At 64.3% G+C, this 19,024-nt stretch carries 17 protein-coding genes; 11 read left to right on the top strand and 6 right to left on the bottom strand.

Translation table 11 applies throughout. From position 1 onward, the window contains the following. The first annotated feature begins 148 nt into the window (after positions 1-148). From VKP62_02415 to cutA, 7 genes are all read left to right on the top strand, one after another. Positions 149-1,687 carry an NAD(P)H-hydrate dehydratase gene (locus VKP62_02415; protein MEB3196034.1) on the top strand — a complete coding sequence of 513 codons (1,539 nt, stop codon included), beginning with the start codon at positions 149-151 and terminating at the stop codon, positions 1,685-1,687. A 156-nt stretch (positions 1,688-1,843) separates the two neighbouring features. Continuing rightward, positions 1,844-2,830, top strand: a complete 987-nt coding sequence (gene glpX / locus VKP62_02410; protein MEB3196033.1) for a class II fructose-bisphosphatase — start codon at positions 1,844-1,846, stop codon at positions 2,828-2,830. 20 nt (positions 2,831-2,850) lie between these two features. Further along, on the top strand, positions 2,851-4,017 hold the full coding sequence (locus VKP62_02405; GenBank protein ID MEB3196032.1) for an ABC transporter permease: 1,167 nt from the start codon (positions 2,851-2,853) through the stop codon (positions 4,015-4,017). Positions 4,018-4,033: 16 nt separating this feature from the next. After that, on the top strand, positions 4,034-4,660 hold the full coding sequence (locus VKP62_02400; GenBank protein ID MEB3196031.1) for a hypothetical protein: 627 nt from the start codon (positions 4,034-4,036) through the stop codon (positions 4,658-4,660). Beyond that, entirely contained in the window at positions 4,584-5,153 is a 570-nt protein-coding gene (locus tag VKP62_02395) for a hypothetical protein (protein ID MEB3196030.1), read from the top strand. The genes VKP62_02400 and VKP62_02395 overlap by 77 nt, the downstream gene beginning before the upstream one ends. A 17-nt stretch (positions 5,154-5,170) precedes the next feature. Continuing rightward, positions 5,171-5,890: a response regulator gene (locus VKP62_02390; GenBank protein ID MEB3196029.1), complete on the top strand. Its 720-nt coding sequence runs from the start codon at positions 5,171-5,173 to the stop codon at positions 5,888-5,890. Between the two features lie 34 nt (positions 5,891-5,924). Next, positions 5,925-6,239, top strand: coding sequence for a divalent-cation tolerance protein CutA (gene cutA, locus VKP62_02385; protein MEB3196028.1), 315 nt, complete (start codon positions 5,925-5,927; stop codon positions 6,237-6,239). A gap of 51 nt (positions 6,240-6,290) precedes the next feature. Here cutA and VKP62_02380 read toward each other — a convergent pair whose 3' ends face one another. Next, complete coding sequence (locus VKP62_02380) at positions 6,291-7,316, bottom strand: di-heme oxidoredictase family protein (protein ID MEB3196027.1); 1,026 nt, start codon at positions 7,314-7,316, stop codon at positions 6,291-6,293. Between the two features lie 254 nt (positions 7,317-7,570). Between VKP62_02380 and VKP62_02375 the strand changes: the two genes are divergently transcribed. Continuing rightward, positions 7,571-7,912: a cupin domain-containing protein gene (locus VKP62_02375; protein ID MEB3196026.1), complete on the top strand. Its 342-nt coding sequence runs from the start codon at positions 7,571-7,573 to the stop codon at positions 7,910-7,912. Between the two features lie 28 nt (positions 7,913-7,940). On the opposite strand, the gene VKP62_02370 is transcribed toward VKP62_02375, so the two are convergent. Continuing rightward, complete coding sequence (locus VKP62_02370) at positions 7,941-9,629, bottom strand: HAMP domain-containing protein (GenBank protein MEB3196025.1); 1,689 nt, start codon at positions 9,627-9,629, stop codon at positions 7,941-7,943. Between the two features lie 290 nt (positions 9,630-9,919). Here VKP62_02370 and VKP62_02365 point away from each other — a divergent pair, with 290 nt between their 5' ends. Together VKP62_02365 and VKP62_02360 are read left to right on the top strand one after the other, a co-directional pair. Further along, positions 9,920-11,221 carry a S8 family peptidase gene (locus VKP62_02365; GenBank protein MEB3196024.1) on the top strand — a complete coding sequence of 434 codons (1,302 nt, stop codon included), beginning with the start codon at positions 9,920-9,922 and terminating at the stop codon, positions 11,219-11,221. Between the two features lie 164 nt (positions 11,222-11,385). Further along, positions 11,386-12,462, top strand: a complete 1,077-nt coding sequence (locus VKP62_02360) for a hypothetical protein (GenBank protein MEB3196023.1) — start codon at positions 11,386-11,388, stop codon at positions 12,460-12,462. A gap of 73 nt (positions 12,463-12,535) precedes the next feature. Here VKP62_02360 and ftsH read toward each other — a convergent pair whose 3' ends face one another. Together ftsH and tilS are read right to left on the bottom strand one after the other, a co-directional pair. Next, on the bottom strand, positions 12,536-14,359 hold the full coding sequence (gene ftsH, locus VKP62_02355; protein ID MEB3196022.1) for an ATP-dependent zinc metalloprotease FtsH: 1,824 nt from the start codon (positions 14,357-14,359) through the stop codon (positions 12,536-12,538). Positions 14,360-14,439: 80 nt separating this feature from the next. After that, positions 14,440-15,816, bottom strand: coding sequence for a tRNA lysidine(34) synthetase TilS (gene tilS, locus VKP62_02350; GenBank protein ID MEB3196021.1), 1,377 nt, complete (start codon positions 15,814-15,816; stop codon positions 14,440-14,442). Positions 15,817-15,938: 122 nt separating this feature from the next. Here tilS and VKP62_02345 point away from each other — a divergent pair, with 122 nt between their 5' ends. Beyond that, entirely contained in the window at positions 15,939-17,714 is a 1,776-nt protein-coding gene (locus VKP62_02345) for a bifunctional UDP-sugar hydrolase/5'-nucleotidase (GenBank protein ID MEB3196020.1), read from the top strand. Between the two features lie 67 nt (positions 17,715-17,781). On the opposite strand, the gene VKP62_02340 is transcribed toward VKP62_02345, so the two are convergent. Then, on the bottom strand, positions 17,782-18,579 hold the full coding sequence (locus VKP62_02340) for a MerR family transcriptional regulator (GenBank protein ID MEB3196019.1): 798 nt from the start codon (positions 18,577-18,579) through the stop codon (positions 17,782-17,784). Positions 18,580-18,705: 126 nt separating this feature from the next. Then, positions 18,706-19,024, bottom strand: a 319-nt coding sequence (locus VKP62_02335) for a UDP-N-acetylmuramoyl-L-alanyl-D-glutamate--2,6-diaminopimelate ligase (GenBank protein ID MEB3196018.1), incomplete at its 5' end; no start/stop codon positions are given.

The raw sequence follows: 19,024 nt of genomic DNA, 5'->3' as shown, positions 1-19,024 counted from the left end.
TGCCGCGGGAGGACCTGCTCCCACGAACTGACGGGCCAGGCCGGGACGTTCGATCTCGGCTAGCCGGCTCCGCCGTGGCATCTAGCACGGCGGGGCGCTTCTCAGCGTGCTATACCGGTCATGACCCGTTCCCTCAGGGGCTTCGACCATGGCATCCGAGCTCGTGCCCGCCATTGGCACGGTTGAACAGATTCAAACTCTGGAGCGCAAACTCATCGACGAGTGGGGATTCCCAGCCCTGGCGTTGATGGAGCGCGCCGCGCTGAGCATCGCCAATTTCATCGATCGCCAATTCCCCCACTCGCCCGTGCTGGTGCTCGCAGGAACGGGCAACAATGGCGCGGACGGGCTCGCGGTGGCCCGCGTGCTGCTCGACCGTGGTCGCCAGGTGCGGGTCATGACCGTGGGCAGTTCCCTCGGCGAGCTGGCGACCCGCCAGATGGCCTGGCTGGCGCGTCGAGGCTTGCAGGCGCGCTCCTTTGCCGGGGCCGAAACGTTCGGGCCGGAATGGGTCCTGGTGGATGCCCTTTTCGGCATCGGCCTGAACCGCACGCTCAAAAGTGACGCCACCCTGGCGATCGACTGGATCAACCGCAGCCCCTGGCGAGCCGTGATTTCCGTGGACGTTCCCAGTGGCTTGAATGCCGACAGCGGGGAGACCCTGGGGGCTTGCGTTCGGGCGACCCACACGATCACCCTGGGCTTGCTGAAAACCGGGCTGATGACCGACCAGGCCCTGCTGCGCATCGGCCAGCTGTGGCTGGCGGACATCGGCTTTCCGCCCACCATGGCGGAGCAGATTCCTGGACGCCTGAACCTGCCCGTGCCCTTGCCACGACCGGATCCGGATGCGCACAAGGGCAACATGGGCACCGTGCTGGTCATCGCTGGTTCCAAGACGATGACGGGGGCCGCCGTGCTGGCCGCCAAAGCGGCCGCCAGGGCGGGCATTGGCCTGGCCTACGTGGGGGTTCCGGCCGGCCAGCGCGATGCCGTGGCCACCGGGTTGCCCGAGGCGATCGTCCTGCCCCTGCCGGAACTGGACGCCAGCCTGGGGCCTGAAGCCGTGGCCGTCCTGGAGCCCCAGCTCAAGCGCTGTCGGGCGGTGGTGATCGGGCCCGGGCTGGGCCAGTCCAACCGGGTCAAGGAACTGGTACATACGCTGCTGCGTGAATATGAGGGTCCCGTGGTGCTGGACGCAGACGCCCTGCCGCGAGGTGAGGAGGTCCTGCCGCATCGCCAGGCCCCGGTGGTGCTGACCCCTCACCCCGGCGAGCTGGCCCGCATGGCGGGCGCCCGCGCCGACGAGGTCCAGAAAAACCGGCTGCGCCTGGCCCTGGAGACCGCCCGTCGGCAGCGCGCAGTGGTGCTGCTCAAAGGCGCGCGCACGGTCATTGCCCGTCCGGACGGTAGTTACAGCATCAACGCCACCGGCTCTCCCCTGCTGGCCACGGCGGGCAGCGGCGATGTGTTGGCAGGCCTGCTCGGAGGCCTGCTGGGCCGCGGGCTGGAGCCGTTCGAGGCCGCCGCCACCGCCGCCTGGATGCACGGGCGAGCAGCCGACCTCGCCCGAGACGCGGGCATGGTAAGCTTGTTGGCGACAGACGTGATCGAACGCATCCCCGTGCTGCTGGGCCAGGCGTCACCCGAACCCCCTGCAGGCCTGGACCTCCGTCCGATACCCTGAATCGTGCGTGCAAACGCCCCCGCGTGAACGGCCAGCCCCCTCTCGCGCCTGTCAGGTGGATCCCTCTGCCGCAATGGCGCGGCTGATGCACGGTCAAGGAGCCGAAACGCGATGCCCAACCCTTCTGTGTCGAGCAACAAACAAAGCACGGTCAACGTGGGCATGGAGCGTGCCCTGGCCCTGGACGTGGTGCAGGTGGTGGAGGCAGCGGCTCTCGGAGCCAGCCGCCTGATGGGCCGCGGCGACCGCGACGGTGCGGACCATGAGGCCGTCGAGGCCATGCGGCTGGCCTTCAACAACCTCGACATCGACGGCACCATCGTGATTGGCGAAGGCGAACGCGACGAGGCCCCGATGCTGTACATCGGCGAAAAGGTGGGCCGTGCGGGCGAAGGCGCCTTCAAGGTCGACATCGCGGTGGATCCGCTGGAAGGCACCAACCTGGTGGCCACCGGTGCCAACAACTCCATCGCCGTGATGGCCATGGCGGAGGCGGGGGGCCTGCTGCACGCCCCTGACACGTACATGGAGAAGCTGATCGTCGGCCCCTCGGCGGCCGGCAAGGTGGACATCACGGCGCCTGTGAAATCGAATCTGGCCATCATCGCGATGTCCCTCAACCGGGAAATTTCCGACCTCACGGTGGTCATTCTGGATCGGCCACGGCACGCCGAGTTGATGTCGCAGGTGAGGGACGCCGGCGCGCGCATCCGGTTGATCGGCGATGGTGATGTGACGGGTGGCCTGGCTGCGGCGATCGCCGGCTCGGGTGTTCACGCCGTCATGGGCATCGGAGGAGCCCCGGAGGGCGTGTTGACCGCCGCAGCCATGCGCTGCCTGGGGGGGGAGATCCAGGCCATCATCCGGCCGCGCAACGAACACGAGGCGGAACGGGCGCGGGCGATGGGCATCGACCTGGACAAGGTCTACACCACCCAAGACCTGGCGCCGGGTCAGGAAATTCTGTTTGCCGCCACCGGCATCACCGATGGCGAGATCCTCAAAGGCGTGCGCTTCTTCGGGGCCGGTGCCCGGACCTACTCGATCGTGATGGGCGCCTCGACCCGCTTCGTGCGCTTCATTGACACCGTTCACATGGGAGACCCGGCCCGCAAACTGCCGATTCGCCTGGAACGCTACTGATTCCGAGGGACGGTCATCGCGTGGGCTACCTCCTGTTTCTGGCGCTTCGCCAACTGCGCTCCCGTCCCTGGCAAAGCACCTTGCTGGTGGCTTCGGTCAGCCTGGGTGTCGCCATTCTCACGACCGCCCTGTCCCTGACCAACGGTTTTGAAAAGGACCTGGTCGAACGCCTGCTGGGCACAGCCCCGCACGTCTCGGTGTATGAGCCACTGGGGGGACGGCTGCCTGCCTACGAGAAGGAAGCCGAGCGCCTGCGCGCGATCCCCGGCGTGCGGGCCGTGTCCCCTTTCGTGCAGGGGCAGGGATTGATGACGACCGAGGCCCATCGCACGGTGGGCGTTCTGGTGCGCGGGGTCGACCCGGTTCAGGAGGCCCGCCACCCAGCCTGGCGTCGCTACATGGTCCAGGGTGACCTGGGCATCCAGACGATGGGACCGGGGGTGGTGCTGGGCACCGCGGTGGCGCGCAAGCTGGGCTTGACCCTGGGGGACCGGGTTGACCTGCTCACCGGCGTGGGGAAACGACATCCCCTGACCGTGGTGGGTCTCTTCGAGAGTGGCCTGTATGAGTTCGACGCCCACATCGCCTTCCTGAAACTCGACGTCGCGCGTCGGGCCCTGGGCTTTGGACCAACCGTCTCGGGCCTCGGCCTGACCCTGGACGACGCGTTCGCCGCGAAAGCCGTGGCGTCTGATGTGACCCGGAAAACCCAACTGGCAGCGAGCCCCTGGATGGACCAGAATCGCCCCCTGCTGGATGCCATGTTCCTGGAGCGGGTGGTGATCTTTATCGTGATCCTGTTCATCGTGCTCGTCGCCATGATGGGAATCGGCAGTACGATGGCCATGTGGGTGATCGAAAAAAACCGGGAAATCGCCCTGCTGAGAGCGCTAGGCACCCCTGCCAGGGACACGGGGCGCCTGTTTGTGCTGCTCGGCACCCTGATCAGCGCCACGGGCGTCATGCTCGGTTCGTTGGGAGGCGTGCTGCTTTCCACCCTGCTTCACTGGTTTCCCCTCAAATTGGCGGGGGAAGTTTATTTTCTCTCCCGCCTGCCGGTCGATATGCAGCCGCGAGACTTTCTGCTGGTCGGCCTCGCCACGCTGGCGCTCAGTCCGGTGGCCAGCCTCATGCCGGCCTGGCGAGCGATACGCCTTGATCCGATCGAGGTGATCCGGCGCACGTGACGGGAAGAGGGCGAGGATGATCACCTCACGAGGCTCTGGGTTCCTGGGTCGCACGGGCTTTCGGGCCGCCTGCGCAGTGGCGCTGCCACTGCTCTTGAGCGGCTGCTGGTGGCTGCGCGTCCTGCCCTTTCACCCCCACGCCAACACGCGCGTGAGTCAATGGGGGCTGAACCGACTGGCCGTGGTGGACTTTGCCGATGCCACCTTTCAGGGGATGGGTGCCCGGGTGGCCGCGGGGTTTGCCGATGAACTGCGACAGGCGTTCGGTCCCTTCGCGGTCGTGGCGATCGCCGGCCAAGGCCCCGATGTGGGGCTCCTCGGCATCCACCAGGCCAGACGCCTGGGGGCGCAACACCACGTGGATGCCCTGCTCACGGGACAGGTTCTGGCCTTTCGACGGGCGGACCCGGTCGTCGGCTGTGAGCTGGTCGTGGCCCTGCGCTTGCTGGACGCAAATCGAGGGTCTATCATATGGTCCCGGACTGCCGATGGACGAACCGGTCCCGCGCTCGCGGTCGACCAACAAGACCAAGCTGCCACGGCCCTTGCCGCAAAGGAGTTCCTCGATGATCTGCTCGCGCCGCGCCTCCCGAACCAGTCTCTTCGCCCTGGTTCTGGCAGGAAGCCTGCTCCTGCCGGTTAAACCGGCCCATGCCCTGATGGGGGTCACGGTCGCGGCTGGGGCCGGCATCCATGCGCCCTCAGACGGCCTGGCAGGGTCGCTCTGGGGCTCGGCAGACGCGTTCGGCTGGGGCGTCGCGGGCCATTTCTGGCGGCGTCTCAGCACCACGCCGGACCACTGGTTGGCGTTGCAAGTCCGCAAAAATGTGTCTCCCATTCCGATGATATCCATCATGCCCGGAGTCGGCGTTGCTGGGCTCGGCGGCCCCACTCAGACGGCCCTGGGCCCCATGGCGTCCGTGACAGGTCGCTTTGCCCCCTTCCTGCTGCCGTTCGCGTTCGAGGCTCAAGCGGGCGCAGCCTGGATCAACAACAGCTTGGCGCTTCCCTATTCGGTCGGGGCCAAGATAAGCTTGATCCCGTTCACGGCCGTCGCCCTCCGGTGGCGAGGCTGGGAGGGCAATTCCACCATCCGCTCAGCCGGGCCGGAATTGGGTGTGGAAGCTGGTTTTTAACCCACCAAAGGTGTGACATGGACAGGCAAAAAATTCTCGTCATCGACGATGAAGCCAGCATTCGTCAGATCGTGGAAACGCGCCTGAAACTGGCGGGTTACGAGGTGCTGACTGCGGCGGACGGCGTCGAGGCCCTGGAACAGGCGGCGACCCACAACCCCAGCTTGATTGTGCTGGATGTGATGATGCCCAAGATGGATGGATTCGAGGTCTGCCGCGAACTCCGCAAAAACATGACCACGCCCATCATCATGTTGACGGCCAAGGGAGACATCACCGACCGCATCGCCGCCCTCGAACTGGGAGCCGATGATTACGTGGTGAAGCCTTTCAGTCCGCGGGAACTGGAAGCCCGGATCAAGGCCGTGCTGCGTCGGACCCAGACGGACCAGGCCAAGCAAACGCTGATTCAGGTGGAACGCCTGACCATCGACACCGGCAAGCGGCAGGTGTTCAAAGCCGGCGAGAAGGTCAAACTCACCGAGATGGAATTCAATCTGTTGGAGTTACTGGCGACCAATCCGGGCCGCGCTTACAGCCGCAGCGAAATTTTGCATCAGGTGTGGGGATATCGACTCAGTCAGTACAGCGACACACGCGTCGTCGACGTGCACATTTCCCGCTTGCGCAGCAAATTGGAGGACGACCCCTCGTCGCCGGAACTCATCCTGACGGCCCGCGGCACGGGTTATGTCTTTCAGAATTACGCGCTGGCTGGCGCCTCCGCGACGGTCTGACGAATAGCCGGACCTGGTTCACTGGGGAGGCGCCGTGAAGGTCTTGCTGACGACTTGCCCTGGTTCCGTCGCAGATGACTTGGCGCGTGGAGCACTGGAACGTCGCTTGGCTGCCTGCTGCAGCCGCCTACCGGTGACCAGCACCTACTGGTGGCAGGGCGAACTGATCAGCGATGAGGAATGCTTGCTGCTGTTCAAGTCGGCGGATGATCGGCTCGACGCCTTGCTGACCCATCTGCAGGAGGCGCATCCCTACGAGGTCCCGGAATTGCTCGTGGTCGAGCCTACCCACGTGTCTGCCGCTTACGCCAACTGGGTGCTGAAGGAAACGCGCACGCCACTCGCTTGAGCGTGGTGCTGGCATGTCCCCAAAAACGGCGCTCTCACCGAAGAGCGCCTGCTACAGCGTCCGCAGGAAAGTCTCCAAACTTCGTTTTTCGTCATCCGACAAGCGACGCCAGTTAGCCACCACCTGCGCCGCCTCGCCGCCGTGGAGCGCAACCGCCTCGGCCAGGTCCGTCGTCCGACCATCGTGAAGAAAGCGCTTCCGCAGGCGCAGGCCCCAGAGCGGTGGGGTGCGAAACATCTGACCGGTCGCGGCCCCCTGGACCATGTGATCGGCCAAGGCTTCATCCATCTGATGTAACAGCAGGTCAGAATACAGTTCGACCGTCAGCCCCGTGGGAATGCCCCAGGCATTGGGCCCCGTGGTGTGGCTGGGAACGTGGCAATGGACGCACCCGACCCCGGAAAACAGCGTCTCACCACGCTGGGCCTTCCAGGAGACCTCTCCCCGGGGCGGCGCTCCGAGGTACCGCTGGTAGGCCACCACATCTTCGAATTCGGCGCGGGAGATATCAGGCTTGGCGACCTGTCGGGGCGGCGCGTTGGGCACCGGTTCCTCCAAGCGCCCCGGCGTGGAGATCCCCAGTTCCCAACTGAAGGCCTGCTCGGTGAAGGTCACCACACTGGACTTCTGGGCCTTCCAGCCGAACCGCCCCAACTCCCCCTTTTCCCAGTTGGCCAGCCCGCGAATGCCCAACGCCCGCTTGGTTTCGTCGGGCCGCATCTGAGCGAGGATGGCCTCCTTCGGAATGGCTTCGATCAGGCCGAGCCCCCAGACGGGTGGTGAGATGCGTCGGGTCAGAGCCGTCGCCTCGGCCGGCACCCGTTCGGGCGCGAAGCCGGTGAGGACCTTGTCCTGGATCATCGGACCACCGACGTGCTCGAGCAGGCTCGGTCCACCATTCAGCATGGCGCCCGCCAACAACACCGTGCGCTCGGAGTGGCCCCCAGAGGCGCCATCCCCGTGACAGGCCAGGCACGAATTGTCGTTGAACAAAGGGCCCAGACCCGTTTGCGGGCTGAATGGCCTGGCAAACTTGGTCTTGCCCATCGCAAAACGGGCCTGCCTGACCTCATCCAAGCCTGGCAGGACACCGCCCAGCGATTCGGCCTGCGAAGAGGCGGTCTGCCGAGAGGCTGCGCACGCCGCCAAGCCGCACAGCAGGAGGCCAGGTAATACCAGCTTCCAGAACGCCCCTCTGGTAAAAACGGAACGCCGCGTCACCTATTTTTTGTACCCATCCGGGGAAACGATGTGCCCAAACGGAGGCTCGATGCTTGTGTCACGTCGTGCCGTTCCCCACGATGAGAGGTGTCGGGAGAAGGAGACGCCCCATGGCAGACACCAGCGTGACCAAAGTCTGTGCCGCCTATTCGCCTCGCGGCGAACACGGTCAGAAATATCTGGCTTCAGGAGTCGGGATCGCGATGCGACTGTGGGAACAGGAGCAAGCAGGCTTCGAGAAGCCATACAGCCGACGTGACTACGAGACGGTCGGCTATGTGCTGGCGGGAGAGGCCGAACTCGAGGTGGAGGGCCAGCACCTGCACCTTTCGCCAGGCGATTCCTGGGTGGTGCCGCGCGGGGCCCTGCATCGCTATCGGATTCTGGAAAACTTCAGCGCCGTGGAAGCGACCCATCCCCCCGCGCACCTGCACGCACGGGACCAGGCCTGACCCGCCCGAGGCTCGCCCTCTGACGGCGTTACCAGTCCTTCAAGAAGGCGGCGTCGCGGTCCCCACGGCGATCGCGCGCGTAGGAACTGCCAGCGAGGCTCTTGGCATACTTCTTCACGTCAGCCGCCAGGCTTGAGAGCTCCAGGAAGTCGGCGATCGCGCGGGCCTCGTTGTCCACCCAGGCGATCGAGACGGAGCACAGCGGAAATTGCTGACGTTTGCCTTGCCGGTCCACGCTCACGATGTAACCACGGTCGCGATCCTCGGTCGGATACAGCTCCTTGATGCGGCGATCGAACTCCGAGCACACCAGCTGGCAAAGTTCCTCGGCCCGCTCGAGGCGACACACCACAATGAAGTCGTCGCCGCCGATGTGTCCGGTGAAGGTCGCATTGTGAGGGGCGTTCTCGCCACAAATGCTCTTGAGGATGTCTGCCGTCAAGCGCAGCACGCGGTCGCCCTGCTCGAATCCATATTTATCGTTGAAAGCCTTGAAATGATCCAGGTCAAGGTACAGCACGGCCAGGCCTTCCCCGGCCCCGATACGCCGGTTGACCTCCGACTCGATCATGAGATTGCCGGGCAATTTGGTCAGCGGATTGGCGTTCTGGTCGCGGAACTGCATCTCGACCAAGGCATCACACATCTTGTTGAAGCTGTGAGAAAGTTGCTCCAGTTCATCCCCGCTGCTGATCTCGACCCGCCGGTCCAGGTGGCCTTTGGCGATGTCATGACTCTGCTGCGCGAGCTGCCGGATCGGTTCCGTGATGGCCTTCGCCAGAGACTTGACCGCCAAGGCCCCCAGCAGGCCAAGACTCAGGGCGGTTGCCACGATCATTCCGACCGTGTCCTGGACTGCCTGCAGCAAGGGCGTGCTGGGCTCAGCCACGAACAGAGTCCCGACGAAGTCGCCCAGGGGACCATAGAGCGGCGCCATCGCGGCCAAAAATTCCTTACCCCCGATCACGACGGTGCGCCTGACGGGTTCAGCCTGCTGGCGTGCCTCACGAACCAGGTCGGTGGGAACCTCGCCCTGGACTCGCTGTCCCGGCGATAGTTCGATGGTCTGCGCCAGCCAGCGCGCCTTGAGGGAGTTCCCTTCGGCGATGCCGACCTCCACGCCCTCTGCGATACCGACTTCGATCCCAGTGATGCCCTTCAGCTGGTCGACGAAGCGGTTGTCCAGTTTGGTTCCGACCCGGACAGCGCCAACGATCGTCTGACCGCGCACGACAGGAACCGTGGCCTCGATGGCCAGCGCCCCGGTCGGTAGCACGCAGACCCCTTTGGAGGGTTCACCTGCCAGCGCCAGCCCCAGCGCGGCCGGATGCCGCCGGGGGTTATGCAGCGTGGCGACGTCTCCGCCGTCATAGAGCACGCGCCCCTCCCGGTCGTAAACGCTGACGATGGAGTCCTGGGCGAGGCCATGCAAATGATGAGACACCAGCGCCACCCGCGCGGACTCGCGCTGCGAGAGGTCGGTGACCAGGGTTGGATTCTCAGCCAGCATGCTGGCGGTCTTCAAGGCATCGTTTGAAAAGTAAGCGAACGTGTGGAGGGTGACGTCCAGGTCGTTGTTCAGGCGCTTGAACGCTTCGGCCTTGAGCTTGTTGGCCACCACCACGGACACGATCACCGTCACCAAGGCCACGATGACAAGGGTCAACGCGGCAAAGGTGCCCCCCAACTTGTGTGCGATCTTCATCCTGACACGCATGAACCGATGCTCCAGTGCGCGGGAGAAGGCCGAACGCCTCGGCCAGCAACTTGAACCGCGGTGCGGTGCTCCAAGTTCCTCTTCCCTTTATAGGCCACGGACAGGCCTTCCCGACCTGGCTTAATTTCGATTTAACTCTCCATAAGTGTTTTCACTACCATCGAAGTTCAACACCAGGGTTTAAACCAACCTTACCTCAACTTTGAAGCGGAGCTCCCTATAACCAGCTTGAGTCAGTGGTGGCCTGACCAGGTCGGTCTGCCCCCAAGTCCCTGGAAAGGAGGTTGTCCTTGCGCCGCGCCATTTGCATCTCGCTGGGCTCCTCCTGGCTGCTGTCGGGTTGCGGCAACCACCCCATCGCCACCTCGCCGCATGCCGCAAGTGCGCCAATCCGTACCATCTCGACCAGCGCGGCCTCGGCCCCGCGCTACGCCAACCGGTTGGTGATTCGCTACAAAGCGTCAGCCAGCAGCAGTGCCATTCGCTCCTTGCACCAGCGCTTTTCGCTGACCTCTCAGCGCGAAATCGGGACCCTTGCCCTGGGCGTGCTGGCCCTGCCCTCGCAGCTGACAGCGGAGGCGGCCATCGGCAAGCTCCAAGGTCATCCAGCCGTCGACTTCGTTGAGCCAGATTATCTCTACAGCCTGCCGAATCGTCCCGCAACCCGCAGGGCTGCCAGCATCCGACGGAGCCTCAGCGCCGTGGGCGCCTCAGCCCTGAGCCCTTTCGGCGATTTGTGGGGGCTGGGTAAGATTAGCCTGCCAGCCGTCTGGAACGCACACTCGGGCCACCCAGCGGTCACCGTCGCCGTGATCGACACCGGGGTAGACGCCATGCACCCCGACCTGGCTGGGACCATTGTTCCTGGCACGAGCCTGATTGGCGGAAGCACGGGCCCGCAGGACGACCACGGCCACGGCACCCACGTGGCCGGCGTGATAGCCGCCAACCGGATGGATGGCAGGGGCGTCTACGGCGTGGCGCCTGCTTGCCGGATCATGCCGGTCAAGGTGCTGAATCACGAGGGGAAGGGTGACACCGGGGATATCGTGGCGGGCCTCATCTGGGCGGTCAACCACGGAGCCAAGGTGGTCAACATGAGCCTGGGCGGCACGGGGGGGTCACGAGCGCTCATGGAGGCCGTGCGATACGCCCAAAGCAAGGACGTGCTGGTGGTGGCCGCCATGGGCAATGAGGGAGAAAATGCCCAGGAATACCCAGCCGGATACCCGGGCGTGATGGCCGTCGGGGCGACGGACGATGCGGACCGCCTGGCCGATTTCTCCAATTACGGCTCCTGGATCTCCGTCGCGGCACCGGGGGTCGCCATCCTGTCGACATTGCCAACCCAAACGGTGAGCGTGAACCGAAACGAGGGCAAGTCGCGCAACCAGGACCTCATGGACGGCACCAGCATGGCTGCCCCATTCGTCGCGGGGCTCGCCGCGCTGGTCCGCTCCGCCTATCCCCAGTTGACGGCGCCTCAGGTGAAGGTACGCATCGAACGCTCCGCAGACGACCTCGGTGCCAAAGGGTTTGACGAACGCTTCGGTTGGGGGCGCATCAACGCACAGAAAGCATTGGCCCCCTGATCGGGCAGGGCCATGGATCAGATCACCGGCTGACTCATCGGAGTGGTGATAGAATGGGGGCCTTCCAGGAGAGGAAAGCCCTTCCCTTGCGCGTCACTTGTCACGCCACGTCCGCCCCGAACTCAGCCGTTCGGCCCCCATCACCGGAGAGGTCCAGGTCCCCCGTGCGCCCGCCGGCCAAGTCCATGGTCCGCGTCACGACCCTGCTGCTTGTGGCCCTGGCGTTCGGGCTGTCTCCCACACAGGTCTTCGCGGAGACGGCTGCCATCTCCACGGCGGAGGGCAGCAGCGAACAACTGGCCCATGACCGCCTGCGCATCTGGGCCAATAGCCCCGAAGTGTCCGTGGCGATCGACAACGGCAAGAGTCGCGGATTCTTCACGTGGCACCTCCGCTGGGAAAACTGCCTGGCAGGATCCTTCGTTTCAACACCCGAAGGGGTGGTCATTGGCACGAGTCGTGACGGGTCGCCGATCACGGCTTCGGTGACCCTGCAACCCGGCGAGCGCCAAAGCTGGGGAGCGCGTCCAAATGTCACCGGTGCCTATCGTTTCGGGGTGATCGCCAGCACTTACGCACCCCTTCCAGGGGAAGCGGTGTTCAATCGCCTGGCCCGAGGGATCGCCGCACGCAATACCCTGTTTCTGATGCACTTGGGCGATGGAGTTCGCGAGCCAGAAGCGGCGAAATTGGCCGAGTTTCGCCAAAATCTGAGCACCTTCAAGTTTCCGACCTATTGCCTGCCGGGCGAAGCAGAGGAGCGAAACGGTGGGCTGAAGGCGTGGTCACAACACTTCGGCGAGCCCCAGTTCAGTTTTCGTGTGGGACCGGACCGCTTCGTGACCATCGCAAACGGGTCAGGCGTGCTGTCACCCTCCCAGGAAAAGTGGCTTTCCACGACCCTGGCAGAAGGTCGACGGAGCGGAGCTCGCAACATCTTTGTGTTTGCCAATCGGCCCCTGGTGGACATCCGCCCCGGCAAGAGCCTAGCGATGCAGGACCGCACCCAGGTCCGCCGATTGCTGGCGTTGTTTGCGAAACATCGCGTCCACAGCGTCTTTGGTGGCCATCTGCGCTTTTTCGGAAGCGAGACGAGGAAGGGCATTCGCCTGGTGACCACCGGGGGAGGAGGCGCACGCCCCTCCCTCCCAACCCATCGCGGTGGATTCCACCACTGGGTCCGCGTCGATGTCGACCAGAACGGGCGAGTCGCCATCACGCCTGAGCGACTGACGCTCTAAGGCCCGTCGGTCATTCGCAGCGTCGCTCGCATCCAAGGACGCCCCTGTCCGGCGTCCTCTCACGCGCATACGGTCAGACGGCTACGCCCTGAACGGCCTCGGAACCGCGGTTGAACAGGTCGTCGAATTCATCGGCGTCCAAGGTTTCCCGCGCCATCAGTTCGTAGCTAATCAGATCCAATTGCTCCCGATGCTGGGTCAACAGCGTCTGCGCACGTTGGTAGCAGTCCTGCACAATCGCCTTGATCTCGTGATCGATCAGACTGGCAATCTCATTGGAGAAGTTTCGGTCCTCGCCAAAATCTCGCCCCAGAAAGATGTGCTCGTGCCGCTTTCCAAAGGTCACGGGCCCCACCTGATCACTCATACCAAACTCCGTGACCATCCGCCGGGCCAACCCGGTGGCCCGTTCGAGGTCGTTGCTGGCCCCCGTGGTGATCTCGTTGAACGCCAGGGCTTCCGCCACCCGACCTCCCAGCATCATGGTGATGCGGTCCATCATCTGGGAACGGCTGGTCAACACCCGGTCTTCGGTGGGAAGGGTCATGGTGAGGCCCAGCGCCATGCCACGCGACACGATCGTCACCTTGTGGAGGGGGTCGCAGTTCGGCAGCAGCTTGGCGATCAGCGCGTGCCCCACCTCGTGGAAAGCAATCACCTTCTTTTCCTGATCCGAGATCAGTCGGCTCTTGCGCTCTGGACCAGCAATAACGCGGTCGATCGCCGCTTCGCAGTCCGACATGGAGACTTCCTTGCGGTCGTGGCGCGCGGCAATCAAGGCCGCCTCGTTGGACAGGTTCATGAGGTCAGCGCCTGTAAAACCAGGCGTACGACGCGCCAGAATCTTCAGGTCCACGTCGTTGCCGAGCGGTTTGTTCTTCGTGTGGACCTTGAGGATCTGCTCCCGTCCGGCCACATCTGGCGCATCCACGACCACCTGGCGGTCAAACCGACCCGGTCGCAGCAAGGCCGAGTCGAGAATGTCTGGACGGTTGGTGGCGGCGATCACCACGACGCTCACATTGGCCTCAAAGCCATCCATCTCGACCAGCAGCTGGTTCAAGGTCTGCTCACGTTCGTCGTGGCCGCCGCCCATGCCCGCGCCGCGTTGACGCCCCACGGCATCGATTTCATCCACGAAAACGATGCACGGTGAATGCTTCTTCGCCTGCTCGAACAGATCGCGCACGCGGCTCGCGCCGACGCCCACGAACATCTCGACAAAGTCAGAGCCCGAAATATTGAAAAACGGCACCCCAGCTTCGCCCGCCACCGCCCGAGCCAGCAAGGTCTTGCCCGTTCCGGGCGGTCCCACCAGCAGCACGCCCTTGGGGATGTGCGCACCGAGGGCCTGATACTTCTCAGGCGCCTTCAGGAAGTCGACAATTTCCGCCAATTCGACCTTCGCTTCCTCCACACCGGCCACGTCGGCAAAGGTGACCCTGGTCTTGTTCTCCACCATCATCTTGGCGCGGCTCTTGCCGAAGCTCATGGCCTGACTGGAGCCGGACTGGGCCTGACGCAGCATGAAGATCCACAAGCCCACGATGATGAGCACGGGCAGCAGGATGCTGGAGATGACCGAGGCCCACCAGCTCGATTGGTCCGGGGCCTTGACCACGATCGGAATGTTGCGGGCCTTCAAGGTCGGGATGAGTTGGGGGTCTTCCGGCACGAAGACGCTGCGTTCCCCATCCTTGGTCTTGTAGCGCACCTGATTCGACGTGCTCGAGAGCTCGACACTGAGAACCTCGCGCGCCTCCACCTGACGAAGGAAGGAGCTATAGTCGGGCTTGGTCGTCTCTTCCGGCTTGTTGAAGAAAACCGAGAGGAGGAAAGAAGCCCCGAGCAGGATGAATAGAAAATACACCCCAGCGTTTTTAAAAATTTTGCTCAACAGGCCTCTCCTCAGAACACCGCACGCCGGCGCAAACGCCGGCGATCGCCTCAGAATCTTAGCCAACCCCCAGGTGAATGTCAAACCTGAAAACAGGGTGTCGCCTGCATTTCAAAGCAATCCGCAGCCGCTGCCGGGGAGCCTTCCGACCAGGCAACGGCATACCCGACCACCCACAGCACCCGACTCCCTTCGGCCAGCACCAGCAAGTGTGCCTGCCGGTAGCGCGGAATCCCCCGTCGGGTCAACCAGTGCTTCAGACGACGCAGGCGCCGCCCCTGACCCGGACAGAACTGGTCTTCATCCGGGCGAGCACTCCGCCACGCCAATTCAGCCCCGCTGGCGGTGGTCGCTGCCAAGCGCAGGCCAAGCCCTGTGGACGCCGCGGACGGCTCTAGGATGCGACGCACCCGCCAGCCCCATCGCTCCGTCGGCTGCCATTCAACCTCCGGGGAGAAAGGTATCGAGAGGGAATCACCTGACTGCCTGGCCAGGAGCAAGCCCTCTCGACACGCCGACAGCGACCAGCCACCACCGAGGTCTGCTCGGAGCCCCTGCTGAAAAGCCCATTCCGCGCGCCGCAGCGCCTCGCGACCCAACACGCGCCCCGCGGCGCGGGCGGAGAGGAACCGCAAGGCTCGGGCACGCTCGAGGGGCGATAGCCTCAGCCAAGCCAGTCGATCCAGCAGAAAGGTCTCCGAATCAAGTGGCTCGACACAGTACGAGAGCCAGCGCGCCGTCCGTCCAGCGGCCTCTGCCTCCTCCTCCCGCACCAAGGCGGCCAGTTCGGCCACCTTCGCAACGGCCTCGGGATGAATCTGCCTCAACGCCGGTAACACCTCATGGCGGATCCGATTCCGGCTGCGTTCGCGCCAGTCATTGCTGGGGTCGGACAACCAGGTGTGACCGGCCGCGGATAAATAATGCTGCAGGCGATCGCGAGAAAATCCGAGCAGCGGATGCAAGAGCTGAACGCCCTCCGCGAGCGGCCGCACGGGGAGGATGCCCCGCAGCCCCTCCGGGCCCGTGCCCCGCGCCAGGCGGAAGATCAGGGTTTCGGCCTGGTCCTCACGCTGGTGGCCGAGCGCCACCCACGGACATCCGTGCATCCGGGCGCAATTTGCAAGCCAGGCCAAACGTGCTTCTCGCGCTCGCGTCTCGAAGCCGACCCCCGGGTCGAACGCCATCCGTGCGCGAAACAAACGGATGTTCTGCTGCTGACACCAGTCCTCAACCCAGTCGGCATCCCGCGCCGACGAAGGAGCACAGCCGTGATCCAGATGCGCCGCCTGGAGCGAATATCCCGCCTCCCGCAGTGCCAACGTCAGCGCCATCGAATCGGAACCGCCACTCAATCCCACCAGAATCGGGCCACCAGAAGGCCGGACCCCGATGGTTTCAAGGAGATTGCGCAGGGCCTCCGCCAGGCCTCCCTCATCATCACCAGATCGTTGCACAGGGCTTAAACCAAAATTGTCCTCGAGATTGCCAATTTCACACAAGATTAACACGGGGCTATCTATAGATAATATCAAGGGCCCCGGGTGGGGCCATGTCTTCAGTGGGAAGGTGTGTGGGTATGGCGGCCGATTCGAACACGCAACCGGGGCGCAAGACGGTCCTGGTTCGCCGCGTGAGCCTGGCTCTCAGCGTGGCGATGACCACCGCTTTCACGCTGGTGGGCGTGGGATGTGGCCGGACTTCGGGCCCCATCCTGGGAGCAGGACGAGTTCCAGCTGCCTGGGGGGCCAAGCAAGCGGAGAAACGCGAGATTCCGCTCACGCCGGGCGTGCCCGAGCTTGGCCAACAGGCCGTTTTGCCGCGTGACCCGGCGCTGGATGGCACCGTCCAGTTCAACCTGCTGTACACCAACGACATCCACTCCCGCATCGACCCTTTTCCGCAAAACTTTTATTACAGTTTTTATGCCGGGAAGGGTGGTTTCGGGCGTCTGACGACCGCCATCCGCGACTTCAAGAGTCGGTTTCCCAACACGCTGGCCGTCGACTCCGGAGACTACCTCCAAGGCACTCCTTATTTCAATTTTTTCAAGGGAGAAGCCGAAATGCGCCTGATGGACGCGGCCGGCTTCGATGCCATCACGATTGGAAACCACGAATTCGACAACGGCGTCACCCAGTTGCAAGCGGTGCTGCCGCACTACAAGGGGGCACTGATCACCACCAACATGACGTTCGATCGGGAACTCGGTATCCGCTATGCCGTCAAGAAAGTCGGCGCGGTGCGCGTGGGGATGTTCGCCCTGATCACGGAGGTGAACGGCCTGGTCTCCGCTCCCAACTTCCAGGGGGCACGCTACTACGACCCGGTCAAGACCGCCGCGGCCGCAGTCGCCAAACTGCGCAAGGAAGCCGATGCGGTGGTTCTGCTCTCGCACATGGGGTCAACCCCGCCGTGGAGCGAATCAGACACGCGAGCACCCGAGACGGAACTGGCTCATGACCACGAAGTGGAACCTGAGCAAATCACCGATGAGGTGCTCGCCAAGCGCGTGCCCGGCATCGATGTGATCATCTCGGGACATACCCACGTGATGATCAAACGCCCCCTGGTGGTTCGCCAGCCCGGGGGAGGCGCCACGCATATCATCTCGTCCGGCATGGGCGGCGGATATCTGGGCCAGGCCACGCTCACCCTCGAACGTGGCCGCGTCACCCGTCTCGTCAACGCCATGTTGCCACTCACCGGCAATGTGCCGGCGGCACCGGACGTGGAGCGAATCATCACGCCTTACCGGGAGGTGGTGAACCGCTCGATCGGGCAGGAAATCGGGGAGGCCACTGGCGTCTTCAAGCGTTATGGGACCAATGATGTCGAGAGCAGCCTCAACAACCTGATTGCCGACGCTTGCCTTGCAGCCGCTCGCAAGCTCAAGGCCGAGACTGCGTTCGCGGTGATGAGCAGCGGCACCCCGCGCAACCCGCTGCCACAAGGCCGCTTGAAAGTCGAGGATTGTTTCTACGCCCTGCCGTTCGACAACCGGATTGTGCTGATGCAGGTCACGGGCAAGCAAGCCATCGACATGCTGACCATCCAGCGCCGCCCCACCGACCACAAGCGCCACGCGATCGCCAACGCGAGCTATACGTTGCTGCGCAACGCCGGCCCCATTGAGGATGCCCGCATCGGAGGTCAGCCCATCGACCCGAATGCCAAGTACTGGGTGGCCGTGAACGACTACATGGCCGATGGAAGCAGCGGCTTCACCATGTTGCCGGGATGCCCGCGGCAAAACACCACCGTGCTGCAACGGGACGCCCTGATCGACCACATTCGTGCCAAGGGCACCGTGACGCCTGAGATCGGTCGTATCACCGTCAAGAACCGCCCCTGACAGGAGGGTCAGCCGCCTGGCAAGACCAGCCGTGCTGGCCCTGGGCCCGCCGCGTCGCCTGTCGGCTTCAGAGCAGGGCGATCGCCGCCAGCCAGGTCCACCACGCCCCCCAGCCTTTTCGCTCGGGCTGGCGGTCCTGCAGGTCGGCGATGCGCTGACGCGCATCCTCCATCTCCCGTTGATGGCGGCGCTGGGCATTGTTGAGCATCGTCCGTAGGTGCTCGTTCTCCGCTTCAAGCTTGCCGATCTGGTGAGCGGCGTGCGCGTAGCGATGGGAAAGCACCGTCTCCTGGCGTACGGCCTCCGCCACGGCGCGGGCCACGTAAGAGGCGATCGCTCCGGCATCCCCCGCAGGGATGGTGGGAGGCGCCAGGGGAGCGGGCGATTTCTGCGGCACGGCAGCCGTCTGCTGTCGCGGGGCCGCCGGCTTCCGGGAGGCAGCGGCCGAAGCGGTGGACTCGGCCTGCGCCGCGGGAGCCTGGGTGGTAGGCGCCCCCCCCGATGGGGATTCCACTCGAGGCAACGGTGACTCGAGTGGCGCCGAGCGAGCAGCGGGCTTCTCAAGGCGTGGCGCCGGGGACGAGGCCGAATGGCGTGAAGATGGCCGCTCGGGCGAGGGCGGAGGGGGCGGGGGCGTATCAACGAGTTCCCGCACCATTCGACGGATGGTCTCCATCGAATGGTTTTGCTCTTTGAGTTCCTTGACGGTTTGCAGCACCGATAGCGCCTCAGGGGTGAGGCGCCATTCACCATTCTCGTCCTGCTCCGCCGGGTAGGGAATTTGTCCGAGCCAGTAGGAGATGACGTGAACGGGGATGCCGAGGGCCTTCGATGCCTCTGGCGTCGATAGGCGGTCGTTGCTCATGGCAGCTCCGATACGCGTTAACCGTCACAAGATTACCAGCGTTATGCCACAAAATTCGGTGATGCCCCCCACCGGTCCGAGAGGTCCGAGGCGGCAAATGGAATCGGCGGCGCGGGGGCCGGACGCTCAAACGCCCGCGGCAGACAGCTCCGCCAAGGCGGCGCGAGCCACTTCCCGGTCATCGAAGTGAACGGTTCGGTCGCTGAAAATTTGAGTCGTTTCGTGGCCCTTGCCGGCAATCACCACCAGGTCACCTGCCCCAGCTCGCCGGATTGCATCGGTGATGGCCGCAGCACGGTCTACTTGAACCCGCGGCGAGGCCTGTTTCATTCCGAGCAGAATTTCCTGCGCGATGGCTTCGGCATCTTCCGAACGCGGATTGTCCGAGGTCACGATGGCCTCATCCGCCAAACGCGCCGCCACCTCCCCCATCATCGGGCGCTTG

This window comes from Candidatus Sericytochromatia bacterium, assembly GCA_035285325.1.
GTDB lineage: Bacteria > Cyanobacteriota > Sericytochromatia > S15B-MN24 > JAQBPE01 > JAYKJB01.
This window is presented reverse-complemented; position numbering and strand designations above follow the sequence as displayed.

Bases quoted from the DNA above. Each gene is read 5' to 3' on its own strand.
- VKP62_02340 (MEB3196019.1), bottom strand. From the start codon at position 18,579: ATGAGCAACGACCGCCTATCGACGCCAGAGGCATCGAAGGCCCTCGGC.
- VKP62_02345 (MEB3196020.1), top strand. From the start codon at position 15,939: ATGGCGGCCGATTCGAACACGCAACCGGGGCGCAAGACGGTCCTGGTT.
- VKP62_02375 (MEB3196026.1), top strand. From the start codon at position 7,571: ATGGCAGACACCAGCGTGACCAAAGTCTGTGCCGCCTATTCGCCTCGC.
- VKP62_02370 (MEB3196025.1), bottom strand. From the start codon at position 9,629: ATGCGTGTCAGGATGAAGATCGCACACAAGTTGGGGGGCACCTTTGCC.
- VKP62_02395 (MEB3196030.1), top strand. From the start codon at position 4,584: ATGATCTGCTCGCGCCGCGCCTCCCGAACCAGTCTCTTCGCCCTGGTT.
- VKP62_02390 (MEB3196029.1), top strand. From the start codon at position 5,171: ATGGACAGGCAAAAAATTCTCGTCATCGACGATGAAGCCAGCATTCGT.
- VKP62_02400 (MEB3196031.1), top strand. From the start codon at position 4,034: ATGATCACCTCACGAGGCTCTGGGTTCCTGGGTCGCACGGGCTTTCGG.
- VKP62_02415 (MEB3196034.1), top strand. From the start codon at position 149: ATGGCATCCGAGCTCGTGCCCGCCATTGGCACGGTTGAACAGATTCAA.